General features: G+C 39.7%; 21 protein-coding genes. 11 read left to right on the forward strand and 10 right to left on the reverse strand.

Annotation, left to right across the window (positions count from 1 at the left end):
* Positions 1 to 26 precede the first annotated feature (26 nt).
* On the forward strand, positions 27 to 851 hold the full coding sequence (locus H6G75_RS21100; protein ID WP_190981980.1) for an SDR family oxidoreductase: 825 nt from the start codon (positions 27 to 29) through the stop codon (positions 849 to 851).
* A 73-nt stretch (positions 852 to 924) separates the two neighbouring features.
* On the opposite strand, the gene H6G75_RS21105 is transcribed toward H6G75_RS21100, so the two are convergent.
* On the reverse strand, positions 925 to 2,514 hold the full coding sequence (locus H6G75_RS21105; RefSeq protein ID WP_190981981.1) for a glycoside hydrolase family 57 protein: 1,590 nt from the start codon (positions 2,512 to 2,514) through the stop codon (positions 925 to 927).
* 840 nt (positions 2,515 to 3,354) lie between these two features.
* On the opposite strand from H6G75_RS21105, the gene H6G75_RS21110 reads away from it, so the two are divergent.
* Entirely contained in the window at positions 3,355 to 3,912 is a 558-nt protein-coding gene (locus H6G75_RS21110; protein ID WP_190981982.1) for a DUF2808 domain-containing protein, read from the forward strand.
* Between the two features lie 218 nt (positions 3,913 to 4,130).
* Here the strand turns inward: H6G75_RS21110 and hemW are convergent, their stop codons facing one another.
* Positions 4,131 to 5,312: a radical SAM family heme chaperone HemW gene (gene hemW / locus H6G75_RS21115; RefSeq protein WP_190981983.1), complete on the reverse strand. Its 1,182-nt coding sequence runs from the start codon at positions 5,310 to 5,312 to the stop codon at positions 4,131 to 4,133.
* 249 nt (positions 5,313 to 5,561) lie between these two features.
* Between hemW and H6G75_RS21120 the strand changes: the two genes are divergently transcribed.
* The 5 genes from H6G75_RS21120 (at position 5,562) to H6G75_RS21140 (ending at position 9,605) form a co-directional block, all read left to right on the forward strand.
* A complete protein-coding gene (locus tag H6G75_RS21120; RefSeq protein ID WP_190981984.1) occupies positions 5,562 to 6,638 on the forward strand; it encodes a PIN/TRAM domain-containing protein in 1,077 nt (358 codons plus the stop codon).
* Positions 6,639 to 6,812: 174 nt separating this feature from the next.
* Positions 6,813 to 7,259 carry a hypothetical protein gene (locus tag H6G75_RS21125; protein WP_190981985.1) on the forward strand — a complete coding sequence of 149 codons (447 nt, stop codon included), beginning with the start codon at positions 6,813 to 6,815 and terminating at the stop codon, positions 7,257 to 7,259.
* 26 nt (positions 7,260 to 7,285) lie between these two features.
* Positions 7,286 to 7,813 carry a hypothetical protein gene (locus H6G75_RS21130; protein ID WP_190981986.1) on the forward strand — a complete coding sequence of 176 codons (528 nt, stop codon included), beginning with the start codon at positions 7,286 to 7,288 and terminating at the stop codon, positions 7,811 to 7,813.
* Positions 7,814 to 8,297: 484 nt separating this feature from the next.
* Positions 8,298 to 8,621, forward strand: coding sequence for a hypothetical protein (locus H6G75_RS21135; protein WP_190981987.1), 324 nt, complete (start codon positions 8,298 to 8,300; stop codon positions 8,619 to 8,621).
* A gap of 168 nt (positions 8,622 to 8,789) precedes the next feature.
* Positions 8,790 to 9,605, forward strand: coding sequence for a hypothetical protein (locus tag H6G75_RS21140; protein ID WP_190981988.1), 816 nt, complete (start codon positions 8,790 to 8,792; stop codon positions 9,603 to 9,605).
* Positions 9,606 to 9,656: 51 nt separating this feature from the next.
* On the opposite strand, the gene H6G75_RS21145 is transcribed toward H6G75_RS21140, so the two are convergent.
* From H6G75_RS21145 to groES, 4 genes are all read right to left on the reverse strand, one after another.
* Complete coding sequence (locus H6G75_RS21145; protein ID WP_190981989.1) at positions 9,657 to 10,061, reverse strand: type II toxin-antitoxin system VapC family toxin; 405 nt, start codon at positions 10,059 to 10,061, stop codon at positions 9,657 to 9,659.
* Complete coding sequence (locus H6G75_RS21150) at positions 10,062 to 10,349, reverse strand: hypothetical protein (RefSeq protein ID WP_190981990.1); 288 nt, start codon at positions 10,347 to 10,349, stop codon at positions 10,062 to 10,064.
* A 136-nt stretch (positions 10,350 to 10,485) separates the two neighbouring features.
* A complete protein-coding gene (groL, locus tag H6G75_RS21155) occupies positions 10,486 to 12,123 on the reverse strand; it encodes a chaperonin GroEL (RefSeq protein ID WP_190981991.1) in 1,638 nt (545 codons plus the stop codon).
* 97 nt (positions 12,124 to 12,220) lie between these two features.
* Positions 12,221 to 12,532 (reverse strand): co-chaperone GroES, encoded by a 312-nt coding sequence (gene groES / locus H6G75_RS21160; RefSeq protein ID WP_190981992.1) that lies wholly within the window; start codon positions 12,530 to 12,532, stop codon positions 12,221 to 12,223.
* Between the two features lie 1,267 nt (positions 12,533 to 13,799).
* On the opposite strand from groES, the gene H6G75_RS21165 reads away from it, so the two are divergent.
* Both H6G75_RS21165 and H6G75_RS21170 read left to right on the forward strand, forming a co-directional pair.
* A complete protein-coding gene (locus H6G75_RS21165) occupies positions 13,800 to 14,477 on the forward strand; it encodes a response regulator transcription factor (RefSeq protein WP_015113911.1) in 678 nt (225 codons plus the stop codon).
* Between the two features lie 558 nt (positions 14,478 to 15,035).
* Positions 15,036 to 15,197, forward strand: a complete 162-nt coding sequence (locus H6G75_RS21170; RefSeq protein ID WP_190981993.1) for a hypothetical protein — start codon at positions 15,036 to 15,038, stop codon at positions 15,195 to 15,197.
* Here H6G75_RS21170 and H6G75_RS21175 read toward each other — a convergent pair.
* Entirely contained in the window at positions 15,165 to 15,818 is a 654-nt protein-coding gene (locus H6G75_RS21175) for a DUF3386 domain-containing protein (RefSeq protein ID WP_190981994.1), read from the reverse strand. The two genes, H6G75_RS21170 and H6G75_RS21175, sit on opposite strands and share 33 nt — an antisense overlap.
* 102 nt (positions 15,819 to 15,920) lie before the next feature.
* Here H6G75_RS21175 and H6G75_RS21180 point away from each other — a divergent pair, with 102 nt between their 5' ends.
* On the forward strand, positions 15,921 to 16,586 hold the full coding sequence (locus H6G75_RS21180) for a LuxR C-terminal-related transcriptional regulator (RefSeq protein WP_190981995.1): 666 nt from the start codon (positions 15,921 to 15,923) through the stop codon (positions 16,584 to 16,586).
* Positions 16,587 to 16,845: 259 nt separating this feature from the next.
* Positions 16,846 to 17,469, forward strand: a complete 624-nt coding sequence (locus H6G75_RS21185) for a hypothetical protein (protein WP_190981996.1) — start codon at positions 16,846 to 16,848, stop codon at positions 17,467 to 17,469.
* Between the two features lie 63 nt (positions 17,470 to 17,532).
* On the opposite strand, the gene H6G75_RS21190 is transcribed toward H6G75_RS21185, so the two are convergent.
* From H6G75_RS21190 to H6G75_RS21200, 3 genes are all read right to left on the reverse strand, one after another.
* Positions 17,533 to 17,961, reverse strand: a complete 429-nt coding sequence (locus H6G75_RS21190; RefSeq protein WP_190981997.1) for a hypothetical protein — start codon at positions 17,959 to 17,961, stop codon at positions 17,533 to 17,535.
* Between the two features lie 333 nt (positions 17,962 to 18,294).
* Positions 18,295 to 18,894 carry a dCTP deaminase gene (gene dcd / locus H6G75_RS21195; protein ID WP_190981998.1) on the reverse strand — a complete coding sequence of 200 codons (600 nt, stop codon included), beginning with the start codon at positions 18,892 to 18,894 and terminating at the stop codon, positions 18,295 to 18,297.
* Positions 18,895 to 18,950: 56 nt separating this feature from the next.
* Positions 18,951 to 19,487: a P-loop NTPase family protein gene (locus tag H6G75_RS21200; protein WP_190981999.1), complete on the reverse strand. Its 537-nt coding sequence runs from the start codon at positions 19,485 to 19,487 to the stop codon at positions 18,951 to 18,953.
* Positions 19,488 to 19,550 lie beyond the last annotated feature (63 nt).

A 19,550-nucleotide genomic window follows, 5' to 3' on the forward strand; every position in this document is an offset into this window, starting at 1 on the left:
ATACTATCAAAAAATAAAATTTATCTATGAATATTGCGATCATTGGTTGTGGTTATGTCGGTTGTGCAGTGGCTAAATATTGGCAGCACAAGATGACTTTGATTGTTACCGCCACCACAACTACACCCGAACGCATTCCAGAACTTCAAACTGTAGCGCAAAAAGTTGTCATTGCTAAAGGAAACGATGCTGAAACAATGCAATCAGTTTTGCAAAATCAAGATGTAGTTTTATTGAGTGTGGGTGCAAAAGGCGCAAATTCATACGAAGAAACTTATCTAGGAACCACAAAAACTTTAGTGGAAATTTTGCCGCAACTACCTAATATTCGCCAAATTATCTACACGGGCAGTTATTCTGTTTATGGCGATCGCAATGGTGCTACAGTCGATGAAGATACCCCAGTAGAACCAACCCATACTTCAGGCATAATTCTGCGCGAGACAGAAAAAGTTTTACTTTCAGCCGCTAGTGAAAAATTGCGCGTTTGCATTTTGCGCCTGGGTGGAATTTATGGCAATAATCGAGAACTGATTAAAATATTTAGTCGTGCATCTGGTACAACTCGCCCCGGAAATGGCAAAGATATTACAAATTGGATTCATTTAGATGATATTGTCAATGCCATTGAGTTTGCCAGACAGCACCGCTTAGATGGTATTTATAATTTGGTTGATGATGCACATTTAACCAGTCAAGAATTACTAGATACCTTATTTGCGAAACACAATTTACCTACAGTGCAATGGGATAGTTCTCAGAAAAGCAACCGCCCATATAATGCCAATGTATCGAATCAAAAAATCAAAGATGCGGGATACAAACTGATTCATCCCCAAATGATTTTTTGAATTTAATTCATCTTACTCAGTGCTGAGTACTCTTTTTCTTACTCAGCACTCAGCACTTTCAACTCAGCACTCTTTACAAAGGACGATAAACGCGATAGTTAATTTCTGGGAAGATATTATCCATAACTTCGATTTTTTCTAGCCAACCACTGTCAACTTTACCGATTTTGACATCTTCATAAAGTTTATTAAACCTCATCAGGTGCGATCGCGTCCGGCGGACTGCATAAGGAACCATTGTTCCTGTCCGCATAATAAATGCCCAGTCAGAAGATTGTGCTAACAACAGTTCCCTTGCTGCTTGGTTTAGCGCCCGCCATTGCAACTCATCAGCAGGTTCCAACTTCGAGATTTCAATCATCCGTTCTGCGGCTTTGTGCAGATGGGGATAAATCCAAGCATTTGTTTCATTTAACCAATATTCGTGGAAACCTTTGTAACCCCAACTCGACTGAGAAGGACGGCAAACTTGCTGGCTGGGTTCGGCTCGGAGATAATCTGCCAAGTGAGTCATTTGATATGTACCTTGGTCATACCATGACTTACGGAATAGATAGTCAATAAACCAAGGGCCTTCATACCACCAATGCCCAAATAACTCAGCATCGTAGGGCGAAACAATAATCGGCGGACGCTGCATAATTCCGTAAAGATGTTCAGCCTGCCGTTCGCGGTTATACATAAAGTTAGCAGCATGTTCGGCGGCTTTTTCCCTAGCCCAGTAAGGATCATACAGTGCCTTATCAGATAAACCTAAACCGCGCCCGGTAATTTTATGGTACTTAATCCCCGTATTTTTGCGCTGACCATTGGGCATGATATAGGGTTTGATGTACTCATACTCTGCTTCCCAGCCCAAATCTTTGTAAAATTCTCGATATTCAGCTGCGCCAGGATAGCCCACCTCAGAAGACCATACCTGTTGTGAAGATTCATGGTCTCTACCAAACGCTGCTACCCCTGTTTCGGTAAAAATCGGCGCATAGCTACCAAAACGCGGACGAGGACGGGCGTAAAGAATACCATGCCCATCGGTGAGGAAGTAACGCAAGCCAGCATCAGCCAGCATCCTCTCCAGCCCTTCATAGTAGGCACATTCTGGCAACCAAATACCTTTAGGTGGACGACCAAAGGTTTGTTCGTAGTGTTCACAAGCTACTTGAATCTGCGCCCACACCGCTTGGGGATACATTTTCATGAGTGGCAAGTAGCCGTGGGTAGCGCCACAAGTGATAATTTCTAAGTTATTGCTATCTTGGAATTGCTTAAAAGCAGTTACCAAATCACCGTTGTAGCGTTCCCACATTTCCCGCGCTTCGTTGAACTCGGTAGCGTAGTGTTCTGCGAGATAACGAATATGCCCATTGTTAACGTTATGCTCAATTTCTAGTTCTGTAAGTTCCTCTAATTTGGCTAAGTGAGCATCATAGCGTTCTTGCAGTAGGGGATCACGTAGCATCGACACCAAAGGCGGTGTCATACTCATGGTGATTTTAAAGTCGATGCCGTCTCGCTTTAAGCCTTCAAAGACTTTTAGTAAAGGGATATATGTTTCAGTAATGGCTTCATAAAGCCATTCTTCCTCCAGCACATAGTCACTTTCTGGGTGACGAACGAAGGGCAGGTGTGCATGGAGTACAAGCGCGACGTAGCCAATAGCCATAGTAATTTTGGGGTGATACTTGTAAATTTAAGGTCGAGGGGTTTAGCAGAAATTAACAATATTTTAAGACCTTCTGGGTATCGTCGTAGTCTGATTGTATTGAGAAAGTTGGCTGTGGCAAATGGAAAAATCCGGCAGAACGCTGGAGGTAGAGGCAGAAATGAGAATGTGAAGAGTCTGTGTATTTGGTAAGACTTATGTACGAAGGTTGTTTGTTGAGAATGGGTGTGGGGATTTAGGGGTGTCTGGGTTTTTAACATCTACATTCTCACTAAAACCCTAGATTTTGCGTATCACTGCGTAATATCAAGTTCGGATGACTAGTTATAATTCCCGAATCTATGCACAAAACCCAAAAATGCGTCCTCTGTGGCTTTCATGATCAGTCTTTAACCAGACACGATATAGTTCTGTGGTATTAATCCTCAGATCGCCGAATTATTGAAGAAGTTGGAGAGTTCTTGGTTCACAAATGATTTGATAGTAACGTTATTTTTTAGTTTTTTGAAAATAAAAATTCAAATTTGTATGCCGATTCAACAGTAGTTAATTGAAGTAAATTTACTGAAGAAAAACACCCTTAAGATAGAGGTGTTTTCGTGATTTACACATGTCTGAATTCCCATAAAACCATCGTCTTATGAGACATGTAAGCTGTAATAACCCTGAATCTTAAACCTTTATTTTTTGCTATTCCTAACATAAAAAAATAATTGCTATACTGAAAAAACATTGAAAAAAGACAGAAATTACTCAGCAAATTTATAGACAGTTGCTGAGAGTCGGTTATGGGTAAGACAACCCATTTAATGAGTTAACGAGTTAGACAAAAATTAAATTATGAAGTACGTCAGCAGCTTTTTAAGCACGCTGTTTGTTGGTGTAGGCATCTGTTCCTTACCTCAGTTTGCAGCGAATGCAGTTACTTTGGGTAGTGGTGCGATCGCTTTTGCTCAACCACCAACTCTAGTTAGTGCAAGTACACCATACAATGAAACAAGTGTGTCTGATACGACATACTACTTTACCTTAAAAGTCCCAGCCGCAGCCGGGGAATCTCTGCAACAGGTGACTTTTACTCAAGTATCAGGCACAGAAGAGATTGAATTTAATTCCAATGATACATTTGCGTTTGTGGGTACACGCGATCGCCGTGGCGAAAAGTTAGCCGTCAAATCGGTGGTTAGCAACGACAAACAAAATTTCACCGTCACCTTTGCTAACCCTGTACCACCAGACCAAACAGTAACTATTGGTTTGCGGACTTACCGTAATCCTTTTAATGATGGTGTTTACTTATTTGGTGTAAAAGCCTTTCCATCTGGACAAGAAACCGTTGGTCAATTTCTCGGTGTAGGTCGTCTGCAATTTTATAAAGACACTTACTCCGAAGGATAGGAAATGGAAAGTAGGGAGTAGAGAGTGGGGAGTAGGGAATGGTAATTTTCGACTACTCCCTATTATCTTGTTATTAATATTCTTTCTTTTTCCTTTTGCCTCCTTCAGAGTTCGCCACTGAGGGAGTCGGGAAACCCGCCCAACGCAGTGGCTCACTTTTTACTTTTGCCTTGTTGTACTAGCCTCTAGTTCCTAATCCCTAACCTCAACAAAAATAATTAACCCAATTGATTAAATAAATCAGCCAAAATTACATTAGAAAATAAAAATCCTTCTGGGTCAGTTAATTGCAACCTTCCTTCTGTAACTTTTACCCAACCTTTTTCAAGGTAAGGTTGCAAACATTGATAAATTTCTGCTATTTTCTCTTCGCCAAACTCTGCTTGTAAGTTAGAAATACTCACACCTTCAGCCAAGCGCAACCCCAACATTAAAGTTTCTAACAATACCTCGGTTGGTGGAGTAATTTCACAATCAATTTTGCAGCCAGCTTGTACCCATTGATAATATTCCTGAGTTTTGCGTGGGCGAGTGAAGCGTTTTTTGTTGGTGTAACTAGCTGCGCCCATCCCAAAGCCATAATAAGGGCGGTTTTCCCAATAAACGCGGTTATGCTGACACTGATGTCCAGGTCGGGCATAATTAGAAATTTCATAATGGGCGTAACCTGCACCAGTTAATACTTTTTGTCCCATTTGGTACATTTTGACAGTGGTTTCATCTGTTGGTAGAGGATGATCCCCTGGTTTGTAGTAACGATTAAAAGCTGTTCCTGGTTCAATGGTTAAATCATAGATAGATATATGCGTCGGGTTGGTTGCTACTGCTTTTTCTAAAGAATCCGACCATTGATCTAAAGACTGATGTGGCAGCCCAGAAATTAAATCTAGACTAAATTCGGGAATCTCGACTTTGTGAATTAATTCAATAGCTGCAAAGATATCTTTAACTGAATGCGATCGCCCAGCTACTTTTAACAATTCTTCTTGAAAGGCTTGTACACCCAAACTCACCCGATTTACACCCAAACTCCGATAGCCTGAGATATGCGCCAAATCAAATGTACCTGGATCTACTTCCATTGAAATTTCGACTTGGGGCGCAATTCCAAAACGTTGTTCTAAAGCTTCTAGTATTTGTGCTAACTGCTGAGTTGATAGCAGTGAAGGAGTACCACCACCAAAAAAAATTGTCTGCAAAGATTGACCAAAACTAGGTGTATTGGCAATTTCTTGGCATAACACTTCTATGTAATGGGAGATTGTAAGCGATGTTTCACCCCGTTGGCGATCGCCCACAACAAACACTGGGAAATCGCAATAAAAGCACCGTCGTCTGCAAAAAGGTATATGTACATAAGCAGAACTGACCATGCTAGAAACAGCAAATTTTGGATTCATTTTCAGCAATAATTACTAAACTTAACAAAGCATTACAAATTGCCAAAATAAAAAGTTTGTTTATGTTTTTTTATCGTTTCACAACAAAACCATGCAAAATATTAAAATAAAGCTCTTTAGTTATAATATTTGCAGATATTCCCTGCTTCCGCCCTTAGTCTAGGTCAATATTCATTGTTGTCCCTTAGCGATGAAATCAAAAACATTTGAATTCATCGGGTAAAACAATAGCAGGAAAACAACACAACCATGCTTGATGCCATTATTATTCTCTCATTCATTTTGGCAGCAGCAGGCATAGGTTTCTACAGCACCGATCTACTACCAGATGGCACGCTAGATCGAGTGACCAACCTAGAAGCTTTACGCCTCACAGTTGCCGTCTTTGCCGCCATTATTGGCGGTGCAGTTGGACTGAGTTTCCAGACGACTTATCGTCGCCTAGAGGCACAAGTCCGGGAAATGCCACTGGAAGTAATCTTAACGCGTGCCATTGGATTAGTCATTGGCTTACTACTGGCAAACTTAATGCTGGCTCCGCTATTTTTGCTACCTATACCGCCAGATTTTAGTTTTATCAAACCCTTGGTGGCAGTTGTGGGTAGTATTATTTTAGCTGTTACAGGCATGAATTTGGCCGATACCCACGGGCGAGGATTACTGCGATTAATTAATCCGAATACTGTGGAAACAATGGTAGCAGAAGGTACATTAAAACCTGCCAATACCAAAGTTTTAGATACTAGCTGCATAATTGATGGTCGTATTGAAGCACTACTAGAAACAGGGTTTTTGGAAGGGCCAATCATCGTGCCACAATTTGTCTTACAGGAATTGCAGCAAGTGGCTGATGCCAGCAAAGACCAAAAGCGGGTGCGGGGAAGACGCGGTTTAGAAATTCTCAACCGCATTAAAGAAGCGTACCCAGAACGCATTTTAATTAACCCCATCGACTACGATGATATTGCCACCGTAGACGCGAAATTAGTCCGCTTTGCCCAAGAAATCAACGCAACACTGCTAACCAACGACTACAACTTGTCTAAAGTAGCCAGCGTGCAGAAAGTACCCGTGTTGAACGTCAACGATTTAGTTAACGCCGTTCGTCCGACTTATTTACCAGGCGATAACCTCGACCTCAAAATTCTCAAAGAAGGCAAAGAACCAAGTCAAGGTATTGGCTATTTAGATGACGGGACAATGGTGGTCGTTGAAGAAGGTAGCGGTTATGTGGGGGGTGAACTGCGCGTAGTCGTCACCAGCGCCTTACAAACCTCAGCCGGACGCATGATTTTTGCCAAACCCCAAGCTTCAGCATTAGCGTGAGGGAAATGTCTGGTTCAATCACAATTAAATCATGCACAAGTGATGCGATCGGTGTAGCAAACCTGCACCGATTATTTTTTTATTTTGTTATTAGTAATTTCGCGTATGATTTTTTGTGAAATGTGTATCTATAAAACGCATATTTATTATATTTAAATTTTGCATTATTTATGTATGGTAAAACTCTACTATCGTGGAATGGTGGCGCAAAATGGCAAACCCAAAATAGGTCGAAGTGCCAGACTATTAGGAATTAGACCAGGCATTGATATAAACGTTGAGCAAATGCCTGTAGGTTATCTTGATGAGCAAGGCTATTTGTTAGCAGAGTCAGAACGTGAGGTTCGAGGAGAGCTTGTTACTGTCGCCATCAAAGATACAAAGGGAATGTCTGTTTCTTTATCCATTGAAGCTTTACCAGCATTTCGTAAACCTCAAAAATTTGGTGGAACTGGCAAATATCCTCTGTGGCAAATTGATGATAGTGATATTACTGGAGATTTACAAGCTATTCAAGATAGCCCAACCCACGTTAGCATTATACCGAGAGTTACAATGTCTTTAGAAAGGTACGAATTAGCATTAGCAAACACCAAAAACTATTGGCAGAGAGTAGATTAAAACTATGAAACTAGGAAGCTAAAAACATGGCATGGATATTTAGTTTATCAGCAGAATGTGGGTCTAATGAAAGCACTGCTCATAAATTTGCTCAACATTTTATAGGGCAAATATTTATACTCTCAAATGGTAATTCATGCCTATGTCACGTAGACACATTTCAAGATATAGAAAGCAATTGGTGGTGTCGTGTTTACCCCAGTAATATTAGTGAAGTGGGAATAGATAGCCCAGAAAGTGCTTATTTAATGACAGAATTAGGTATTTTACTATATCAAAAACTACGCCTTGCTCCTCCATTTCGTTATGCCTTAGTAGGTGTGGAAGTTGATGAATTTAGAACATACAGTGAATTAATTGAAGACTTACCTAATTTATCGATTCCTGGATTAGTTTTATCGCAAATAATTGAACAGGAAGTAGCAATATTACCTATTTTTAGACAATTTAGCTCTGGTTATATTTGGCAACCTTATCAGGGAGAAATTTATAATCCTTTAATGGTATCGCCAGAGTTAAAAACCAAACTTGATGAACTTTTGGTTATAAGTTGAATTTAAGCTTTGATTGATCAAATAAAGAGTATAATTTGAATTATATTTAGTTCCGCTCATGATTTGTTTGTCTAATAAATATAATTGCGAATAAATTAATAATAGGCAAAATCAATAATGTGAAGATTAAAGTAAAGATAAGAAGAGTGCGATCGCGCGGTTTATCGGGATGAACAATCTCATGTTTTAAAATCCCATTCACGTATCTTTTCTCTATTTTAGTCATTACACATTTATATTGATATTCGACTTCAAATCTTTCATCTTTTACATAATCATTCAACCAATATTCATCACAACGATAACTATAAAAACCCGCCAAAATTTCTTAGCAACCAGCAATATTTGTCGTTCTTACTTTTTATATAAAATATTATTTTTACTTATTTCCCTAAAGTAAACTTTAGTTAAAAGCAGTGTTACTACTGATTACAGTATAAAAACTATTTGGCTATTTTAAGTATAAACAGGAGAAATATTTAATATGGATATTGTACAATCTCAACAAATTATTGAACAATCTTTAAATGCTCTTTTAACTCAAAGTCCTGATAGTCTTGAGAAAGTCAAGCAAATACTAGGAATGATAGTACATGGTGTTCAGGTATTTGGTTCAATTAGCGTATTAAGTTTCAAATCTTCTGAATTGGTTGTATTAGCAAATCAGTTGCTAAATTTATTACTGACAGGAGGATCAATTCATGAAATAGCTATAGCTTTATTAAATTTTGCTACTTCTTTAGGATTATCTATAGAAGTTATTACTCAATTGCTCCAAATAATTGTACAAATATTAGCATTTTTCTAAAAAAGCACCTTTAATTATTGCTTGTATACATTTAATAACTTATTTTTAGTAAGTGTAACTGCTTAATTTGAATCTTTCTTTATTAGAATAGCCGTATTCTTTCTGAAGGTATTTGCTTAATGTTGATGATAATTTATAGCTGATTTCAATAATATAAGCGGGGTAATCGTGGTAAATACTATAGAAACTAGTCAACAAATATCTCTATCGATAGGATTACCTGAAGAAGCTTCAAAAGCTTTAATAAATAGCAAAAACTTTTTAAATGAAACTACTCACAACACTATTAATAACATTACAGACATAACTCATAAGTCTCTAAATGGTGTTACTGAATCAGCAGAAAAAGCTAATCATTCTTTAAGCAAAATAGCTGATGTGGCAAAACACACTGTAACTGAAAATGTAGGAAATACAGCTAATAATGTAAGCGAAATTACTAATCAAACTTTTGGTGCAATAACTGAACAAGCAAAACACACAGGGCATGATATTGTCAATTCTGTTGAAGGTAAATTTCAGCAATTAGAACAATTAAGTAATACTATATCAACAGAAATCGAACGAACTATTAATTCTTTAATTAATCATCAGCTAGATAACGTTCAGCGTTGGGTTGATACTCACCCTGTGATATATTGGGGGCTGAATTTTTTAAATTGGGGCGTTAATCACCCTCTCTTTGGTTTAGTTATTGTTTTACTAGCAGTATTTATTATTTGGCAATTATTTAAAGCTTTCGGTCGTTTGTTAGAAAAAGGTTTATTAACTACCTTAACAGCACCTTTTAAATTAATGAAACCATTATTTAAATTTAGTTTTAAGCCGTTAAGTTTCCTAGCAGGTAATTCAAAAGACGAGCTTCTAAACTCACAGTATAAGCAAGATAAACTCAGCCAACTATTAAACAGGCTAGAATCTATTAAGCAAGAACAAAATGACATTCTCCAAGAAATTACAGCAATAGTTTCAGCTAACAAGTAAAATTATTTGCAGCATTTATTACAAACTCTCACCGCCTCGCTCTAAATTAATCTAATAAATCAACCAATTTTCTAACTGTAAATCTTTAACTCTGGTTAAATCTGAATCGTGAGAAACTAAAATTAAATTATTAACTATGGCGGTAGCAGCTATCAGAATATCTGCATCCTGAATAATTGTGCCTCTGCCTTTTAAATCAGCATGTATTTCTGCGGCTTTTTGAAAAATTCTAATATCATCTAAAAATAAAATAGGATAATCTTGGCAAAATTGTTGAAATAAAGCTAGTTTTTTAGTGGCATTACTACTTAACAATCCTCTTTGAATTTCATAGTAGGTTATACCACTAATGCCAAGAAATTCACCTTGTCGCCTTATTTCTGTAATTTTCAATCCTATTTGAATATTTTGTTTTAGTGATGCTGAAACAATATTAGTATCTAATAAATAACCCATCTATCCTCGTTTTACAGCTTCATCAAAAATTTGCATTTGCTCTGGAGTAAAATCATTGAGCATTCCTGAAACTAAATGTAAAGATAAAATACTTTTCACTCGTTTTGTTAATTCTTCTTCAGAAATATTATTAATATCAGGAACAGATTTAGGGTCAAAAAGACGATTAATTAGTTCAATCATTTCTTGTTTATCTAGGTTTTCTTGATAAATAGGATTATTATCAATTAATGTTGTGACAATTTCGGGTAATTTTTGAAAGTTAGATTGATAATTAATCAAAGTCATATTGAAAAATCCTCAAAATAAGGCAATTAAATTCTATGTTAGCAGCTAGAATTTCACTGAAAATATAGTAATTGACAAAAAAACAGCCGCCTCCACGAGAGAAGCAGCTGTTTTTTATTTATGTGACTACAGAGTGTTAGTAATCGAAGTCGCCGCCGCCCATACCAGCACCAGCAGCAGGTGCAGCATCTTTGGGTTCTGGTTTGTCAACAACGATACATTCGGTTGTCAACACCATACCGGCGATAGAAGCAGCGTTTTGCAGTGCAGAACGGGTTACTTTAGCGGGGTCAACGATACCAGCAGCCAACATATCTACAAATTCGTTGCTGGCTGCGTTGAAACCAATGTTGAATTCTTTTTCTTTAACGCGTTCAGCAATTACAGCACCGTTTTGACCTGCGTTTTCAGCAATTCTCTTGAGAGGTGCGGGTAATGCACGAGCAACGATTAAAGCACCGGTCAATTCTTCACCAGTGAGGTTGCCGTTTGCCCACTCTTCTAGTTGAGGAGCGAGGTGAGCCAGAGTTGTACCACCACCAGGAACGATACCTTCTTCTACCGCAGCTTTGGTAGCGTTGATAGCGTCTTCGAGGCGGAGTTTCTTGTCTTTCATTTCGGTTTCGGTGGCTGCACCAACTTTGACTACAGCTACACCGCCAGCCAATTTAGCCAGACGTTCTTGTAATTTTTCTTTGTCGTAGGAAGATTCGGTTTCTTCCATTTGACGGCGAATTTGTTCGATGCGAGCTTTAACGCCAGCTTCGTTACCTTCAGCAACAATTGTGGTGTTGTCTTTGGTGATGGTGATGCGGCGTGCTTTACCTAAACCATCAAGCTTGGTGTTTTCTAGCTTCAGACCAGCATCTTCGGTGACTAGTTGACCACCAGTGAGGATAGCGATGTCTTCTAGCATAGCTTTGCGGCGATCGCCAAATCCAGGAGCTTTCACAGCAGCTACGTTTAATACACCACGCAGACGGTTCACAACCAAGGTTGCTAAAGCTTCTTTTTCAATATCTTCAGCAATGATTACCAAGGGTTTGCCTTGACGTGCAACTTGCTCAAGCACAGGTACTAAATCCTGTACCAAAGCGATTTTCTTATCGGTTAGCAGGATGAAAGGATCATCAAATACTGCTTCCATCCGCTCTGGGTCAGTTGCGAAGTAGGGAGAGATATAGCCTTTGTCAAAGCGCATCCCTTCGGTGATTTCCAATTCGGTGGTCATGGATTTTCCTTCTTCCAAGGAAATTACACCTTCTTTACCCACCTTATCCATTGCTTGGGCAATCATCTGACCGACTTCATCATCATTACCGGCAGAGATAGAACCTACTTGAGCAATAGCTTTGGAATCTTCTACAGGACGAGCGTGTTCAGCGATTTTTTCTACCAAGAAGTTGGTAGCTTTATCAATACCGCGCTTCAACAGGATGGCATTAGCGCCAGCTGCTACGTTCCGCAAGCCTTCTTTAACGATCGCATGAGCCAATACAGTCGCGGTTGTGGTACCATCACCCGCAGCGTCGTTAGTTTTAGAAGCGGCTTGACGAATCAAAGAAACGCCAGTGTTTTCAATATGATCTTCTAATTCGATTTCTTTTGCGATGGTCACACCGTCGTTGACGATTTGAGGTGCGCCAAATTTTTTCTCTAGAACTACGTTACGACCTTTGGGGCCGAGGGTCACAGCTACAGCCTCAGCTAAGATGTCAATGCCTCGTTCTAGGGCGCGACGTGCGTTTTCGTTGTAAATAATGCGCTTTGCCATAGTTGTTAATCTTCCTGTGTCAGTTGTTTTTTGTCAGTTGTTTTTTGTCATTTGTCATTTGTCCAGGGACTTTTGACTTGTGACTTTTGACTTTTGACTAGGAAACGATTGCTAGAATGTCTTTTTCAGAGAGCAGCACATACTCGTCAGTGCCGAGTTTCACATCTGTGCCAGCATATTTGGAGTACAGAACTTTGTCTCCAACCTTGACTTCTAACTCTTGACGGCTACCGTCATCGTTACGTTTGCCAGCACCAAGAGCAACAACTTCCCCTACTTGGGGCTTTTCTTTGGCGGTGTCAGGCAAGTACAGACCACCTGCGGTCTTTTCTTCTGATGCGCTTACTTTGACAAAAACGCGATCGCCTAAAGGTTTAACTGTAGATACGCTTAAAGATACAGCTGCCATACAAATTTCTCCAGAGTTAGCACTCTCAACTCTTGAGTGCTAATTTACCGAAGAAAAGCCTGTAATGGCAATATTTTGTGATGTACGGGTTTCCGAACTCTGGGCAGGAGGTAGGAGGCAGAAGGTTAATAGATAGACACAATACGCGTAGTCATCGCTATTTTCTCTCCCCTGCCCTTCTTTTCCCTGCACCCTGACACCCGAATTTCTCACGTATGGGTAGGGTATGTGGGGAGTGTGGGGAGAGAGGGGGGAAAGATTTCTTCACTATCCTCCCACCCTTCCCACACCCCTCCTTTCCCCACTCCCTACCTTCCGTAATCGGAAGTTCACTTAAGTATTAGTACCTAATTAGGTTTAATTTTCTGATTTCCATCCGTAAGTTACGAATATTTTTATATGGTCAACTTTATTTGCAAAGCTTGGAAATTGTTATAGAACAGTAAACAGGGAGCCACAAATGAGTAACAATACCAAGATTCAACAACTATCACATCGACCAAACCATTAAATATGTAGACCACAAGAAAACCTTAAGTAATTGTGTAAAAATTTTAGGAATTGCCAAAAATCAGCGACATATTCTTATGTGTACTGACGACACAGTTGCTAACTCTGGTTAACAGCAAGTTATTTGGTAGTTCTGGGAAGGCTTAAATCAGCTAATCAAGAACTCAAACTTGGTTAAAAGTGATGAAAGTTTACCCCTCTGCATCTTGACAATTCAAGACAATTGCTTGCCACTTTGTTGTTCTAGACAGATAATGGTTTTCTGCTCGGATGGTGGTGTCTGGTATCGCCAAGCAAATTTGCAAGTTACTGAGAGGATCATCCAAACATACTTGATCGGCATAATGGTGGTAGAAGAATTTGCATTTTTAACCCATCTTTGCCGGAAATTCCCCTACTTGCTTGTTAACATCTGATAAGGCTTCACATCCGCAGGATATAGTAAAGCAGTACGCTGATGAAAGTGCAGGTTGTTATAAAGCTGGGGTCATCGTAAGCCAATACTTACTAGTGAATGGCAGATGATTATTATTCAATCAGTGTTTTTTCACCCGCACCTTTCAAAGCGATATATAATAGCGCATTATAATTACTACTGCTCTACGTATCCTTACCGGACTTTTGCCAATGAGCTAGTGGTCTTAAATAAGGTGAGAACCGCTTTTGAGACTTCGAGGACACAAAGGCAAGTTAAGTGGGAAAAAAGACAACATCTCGATAAATCCACCATTATTAAGGATAACCATTCAAGACCTTGATGGATCGAAGCGCGACAAGTGCCACTGCTATGAAAGAGCCCAGCATGAAAGATCACAAACGCCTTCTACTAATTGATGACGACCCTAACCTCATCTTGCTGGTAAAGGATTACTTGGAATTTAGAGGATATGAAGTCGTCACTGCTGAAAATGGACGCGAAGCTCTGGAAATTCTAGAGCATGACGTTCCAGATATGATCATCTGTGACGTAATGATGCCGGAAATGGACGGTTACACTTTTGTAGAACAAGTCCGGCAAAACGAACGTACTAGTTGGATTCCTGTTTTATTCCTATCAGCTAAGGGACAAAGTGCTGACCGAGTTAAAGGTTTAAATAAAGGCGCTGACGTATATATGGTCAAGCCTTTTGAACCAGAAGAACTTGTAGCACAAGTCGAATCTTCGCTGAAACAAACTATCCGTTGGAAGGAACACCAAGCCAAAGGCGGGGAAAATGGTTCTCGCATTCAAGTTCCTTTTGATGTACAGCTAACTCCAACCGAACTGAAAGTAGTACAGTTCGTAGCTAGGGGTTTAGCGAACCGAGAAATCGCTGAAGAATTAAATGTTAGTCAGCGTACCGTTGAAAGCCATGTGTCCAATATGTTGGGCAAAACCAATCTTCATAACCGCACTGAATTAGCGCGGTGGGCGATTGAAAATCAAATGGCTTAAAAGGCTTTCAGCATTCAGCCGTCAGCTTTTTACTGTTTCACTGACCGCTGATAGCTGAAAGCTGGTATATCAGCTAGTACTCATGAAAGAGAGACTAGAGACTAAGTACTAGAGGCTGGAGACAAAAGAGCAGTATTTTTACTCAGCATTTAGCACTTAGTACTCAGCACTTTTTCTGTTCAGAATGGCTGCTTTTCAACAGTTAGAGAAAAAGCAGCTATAGCAGTCGAAGTACAGGCGAGGAAATTTCAAAAGCACGAATGCTAGGCACAGTGAGACTTTTACCTCCTGCCTTCTCCTCTGGTTGGTGGGCGTAGCTGAACCACTGCCTCCTGCTATAAATCCTGATAAAATGTGCCAATCTCAACAACAGCGCACCCCATTGAATAATCAGTCATTCCAAGAGTAAGTGACTTCAGCAATTATTACTGGTTAATAGTTATTGAAAGTACAGCGCAAATGGTGTGATTGCATCTACCCTCCTTGGGGTAATCACTTTTTAGATTTTGGATTCGGATCTGCTGTGCATCAGTGCTAAGACATAACAAAAATGCGGAAATGGTGAATCCTGCAAGCAATCCACTGCATCACTTTAGCCAAAGATTAAAAGCGATCGCCTCAACATCATATAGGCGATCGCTTTTAGTTTTAATTCAAAATTTGAGAAATTCAGCACTGTGGCCTAGCTTAAGCCGCAGGTTCCAACAACTGAATATTTGAGAAAATAAACTCTTGAATATTCAGATGTCCATTGGTTTCGGTGCGAATTTCTCGACGGTTGAGAATAAAGTATTTGCCTACTTTTTCATATTCATCGGTAAATTCGCTTCTACTACCTTTCTGTTCGCCAGTGGTGGGGTCATGGTAGATAGAGTCATAAGTGTGAGATAAGTAGCCTTCGCCAGTGTCGTGGCTGCTGAAAGTGTTGATAGTTACGACTACGCCGTGAATGTGACGGTGAACCAGACAAACTTCGTTATTGCGGACTTTATATTTATCGCCAGTACCTTTACCACCAAGGATGATTTCGACTGCATCACTTAAGTCGGTGTCACCATAGCTAAAAGTATTTTCGCCGTGGGTTTGTTCAAAACTGCGACGGACACGGTGAATAGCAATTTCCCAAGCTTGACCGTGGATAGCTTTTTTAACGGCTTCGTCTTCTACTCCCAAAACTTCCGCTTTGAGTTCAGCATTAATGATTACTTTACCTGTAGTAACTTTATCGTCATACTTATAGGTAACATCTGCGGTATAACCGGGAAAATTATTATCCCATGTGTAACGGTTTTCATAAGCAGCCCGGAAAAGTTCCTGAGCAGAGAGTTTGGTAACTGTCATGTGCTTCTCCTAGCGTATCCAGTGATAATAGCGTTTTATTGTTGCTGGTATTAGCATAGATGTAATTGTCGAGCAGAGCATAGTCCCCAATCGGGTACACTTATGGCTAATTCTCTTCATGCTGTATTTGGTGCGATCGCTAGTGTCCGTAATGAGCAAGAATTACATCTAGCTCTCAAGGATAAGATTAGTGACCATTTTGGCGTGCAGCATTGGGGTATTTATCTTTTAGATGAAACAACACCAACCGAAATTGATATTCCCGCTATTCCCTCAGTATGTTTAGAGGGGAACCCTGTTGGACGCTATGTTGTTGAGCGTCACGCTCCCGCCCACGAGCAATTATTATTGTCTCCAGGCGACTGGAAAAATTTTTGCTCTCGTTCTGACCACGAACACGTCATGACAGGGCCGATTGTTTGCGATGGTCAGTTAGTTGGTACTTTACACTTAGCACGCGATCGCGGCAAGCCTGCCTTTGATGGCAATGATTTAGCTGATTTGAGTGCTGTCTGCTTGCATTTGTCTGCTAAACTCGCCACTTTAAGAGCAAAACCCACAACTTCGCCTTTAGTTAGCCGCCTAACACCACGCGAGTTAGAAATCGCAGAATTGGTAGCCCAAGGTTTAACTAACGCCGAAATTGGTGAAAAACTTTGGATTACGCAAAACTCAGTTAAGCAAGCTTTAAAGCGGATGTTTCGCAAGCTAGAAGTATCAGCACGGGCGGAAATGGTAGCGAAATTACAGGATGTTTTGGTTTCGTAGAGTAATCACAAAATTAATACAGCATTTTTCATCTCAATGAGATACATTCATCTAGTCTCTAATGCCTAGCCTCTAAGGCATGTTTTCAAACTATTAATTTTGCCTCCTAACTTTTTAGATCCCCCTAAATCCCCCTTAAAAAGGGGGACTTTAAGAGTTTTTTAGCCCCCCTTTTTAAGGGGGGTTGGGGGGATCACAGAGTTTGAAAACAGTCCCTATCTCCTATCAACTTATACTACGCTCAACCAAAAAATGCTGTATGACTCGCCCGCCAATTCTTCAATCTTGTATAGATGATACATTTAGCAAATATTTTGAATTACCTTACGCGCCAGCCGACATTCTTGCAGAATTTGATTTTAAATACGAACGCAAGCGGCTGGACTTACCAAGATATGAAAAGGAACTGAATTGTTTAGAATTTTTGAGTCGTTATTTGCAACGTAATTTAACCTACGTCAACCCAATTAGTGAAACAGCAAGACGAGAAGTATTAATTGCACCCACACTACTAGAAATTTGTGCCGAAACTCACGCTCAATTAAATATTGAATATCCTGTTAATGTAAATGAAAAATTAAAAGGAAGCTTTGACTATTACATTAACAGTAATGTGGGAATGTTAGTAGTTGAAGCTAAACAATCTGATTTGGGTCGAGGCTTTACTCAATTAGCAGTTGAATTAATTGCCCTTGACCAATGGACAGAATCAGCAACGCCAATTTTATATGGTGCAGTGACGACAGGAGAAGACTGGCGATTTGGTATGTTGCACCGTCAAGAAAAGATAATTTCGCAAGACTTGAAACTTTATCGTGTTCCTGAAGAATTGGAGGAATTGTTAAGGGTTTTAGTTGGAATTATTGTTACACCTTTACTGTGATGGAAACCAGATTTTTTAGTCTCGCGCCAAGACGCAAAGATGAAATAATACGAAATATATGAGTTAGTCAAAAGAATAACCTGCGAAGAAGATTTCAAATGGTTCGTCTTCATCGTAAATGATTATGTATCTCCCTTCACCTCGCCCGATGCTATCCCAAAACTCTTCACAAGCATCTGGTTGTTCTTCTTCTACAAGAATTGATTGCACCATTTGAAGCGTTGGTTTATCAGTGCCAAACCATCTGATTAAATCATCAGTAGGCACTGGACAAACAGCAAATGTTTCAGGATGATCCGTAACCTCAAACATATCTAAAATAGAAGCTGTTCCATCAGGTTCTACATTAGCAACGGCTTCATCTATACTCTTTGGATTAAATTCACTACCATAGTAGTTTCCAGCTTTAAATTCTTGCTGACGCAAATTTTGTAATGTAAAATTTACATTTTCTTCGTAAGGCACAAAATAGTGCCAAGGTTCAGCACCCATTTTATATTTAACTCCTAATCTAGTATCTATCAAAAATTATTATTGATAGTTATATCCTAGATTTTGGATGAGGCAATATATTTAAGATTAAACTTCTTGTAAAAATCATTATTTGCGAGCTTTTCTTTGCGCCTTTGCGCCTACTCTTCTCCTGACGGAGACGCTACGCGAACGAGAAGCCGCTACCGTGTCTATGCGCGAGACAAAAAAATATTTATGTAAGATGTCTATTAATTATGCGATATCGAGTGACAAGCCGCTTTGCATCTACGCACACAATAAACATAAAAACCACAGGTAAAATTAACCGTAACCTGTGGTTTTGAATTTAAACTATACGCGAGCTATAGTAACAATCTCTAACTGATCCTGGTATTTACCCTGTCTTGTTTCGTAACTAATCGCACAGGGTTCTCCTTCTAAAAAGAGTAACTGCACTACACCTTCATTGGCATATATACGACAGTCAGCACTAGAAGAATTAGAAAATTCTAGAGTTAAATGACCGCGCCACGCAGCTTCCGCAGGAGTTAAGTTTGCAATTATACCGCAACGTGCGTAAGTGCTTTTACCGATACAAACAACTGTAATATTATCTGGAACCTCTAGCCTTTCTAAAGCAACGCCCAGCCCATAGCTGTGAGCAGGCAAAATAAAATAACTACCATTGACATCTGTATGCAGTGGTGTTGACTCTAAGTTGTGCGGATTAAAGTTTTTGGGGTCAACCACAGTTCCCGGTATGTGGCGAAAAATCCGAAACTCAGCCGGGGAAAGGCGAATATCGTAGCCATAAGAAGAAAGACCGTAGCTGATAACGGGTTGAGCATCTACAGATGTTTCTTTCTGCACTTTTCGGATTAAGCTTGGCTCAAAGGGTGAAATCATCCCTTGTTGAGCCATTTCGGTAATCCATTTATCGTTCTTAATCACAAGTTCACAGGTAATTCCAACCGAACTACTAGAATATCGTGAACGGAGTATTTTGTTTAGGGGCGATCGCTCCGGCGAATTTCGGTGATTTGGTCGGCGACATCTAATAAGGATTTAGGCATTTCTGGGCCTGTGAGAATGATATCAATGTGGGGCGGACGTTTTGCCAGAAACTCTAAAACATCGGCTTCGGGAATTAAACCAAAGTTGATGGCTAAACTTAACTCATCTAAAACTACCAGGGAATATTTACCTTCGTAGACGACATTTTGAGTATGTTGCCATAATTTTTGTAAAGCTTGGTTTTCGGCTTCGTCTAGTTGTGGTGTATCGATACAGCGAGGTAAGTCACAGCGTATCCAGTCAAGATTCTGCCCTAACTGAATTGGTTTGTCTTGTCCTTGACCGATACCGCCTTTAAGAAACTGTACTACTAATACAGATGTGCCTTGACCAGCAATTCTCAAGGCTTGCGCCATAACAGTGGTGAAAAAGTTACGGTGAGAACTGGTGAAAACCTGCACAAGCCCTTCTACTGGATTTGGTAAAGAAATTGTCGAATTGGTGCTGAAAGATTCTAACTGGGCAACCATAAGGAAAATTTAGAAAATTACAAAAAAATAAATATGTTCTGTTGAGAGTAGTTCCAAATCTAT

This window comes from Nostoc sp. FACHB-280 (assembly GCF_014697615.1).
Classification (GTDB): Bacteria; Cyanobacteriota; Cyanobacteriia; order Cyanobacteriales; family Nostocaceae; genus Nostoc_B.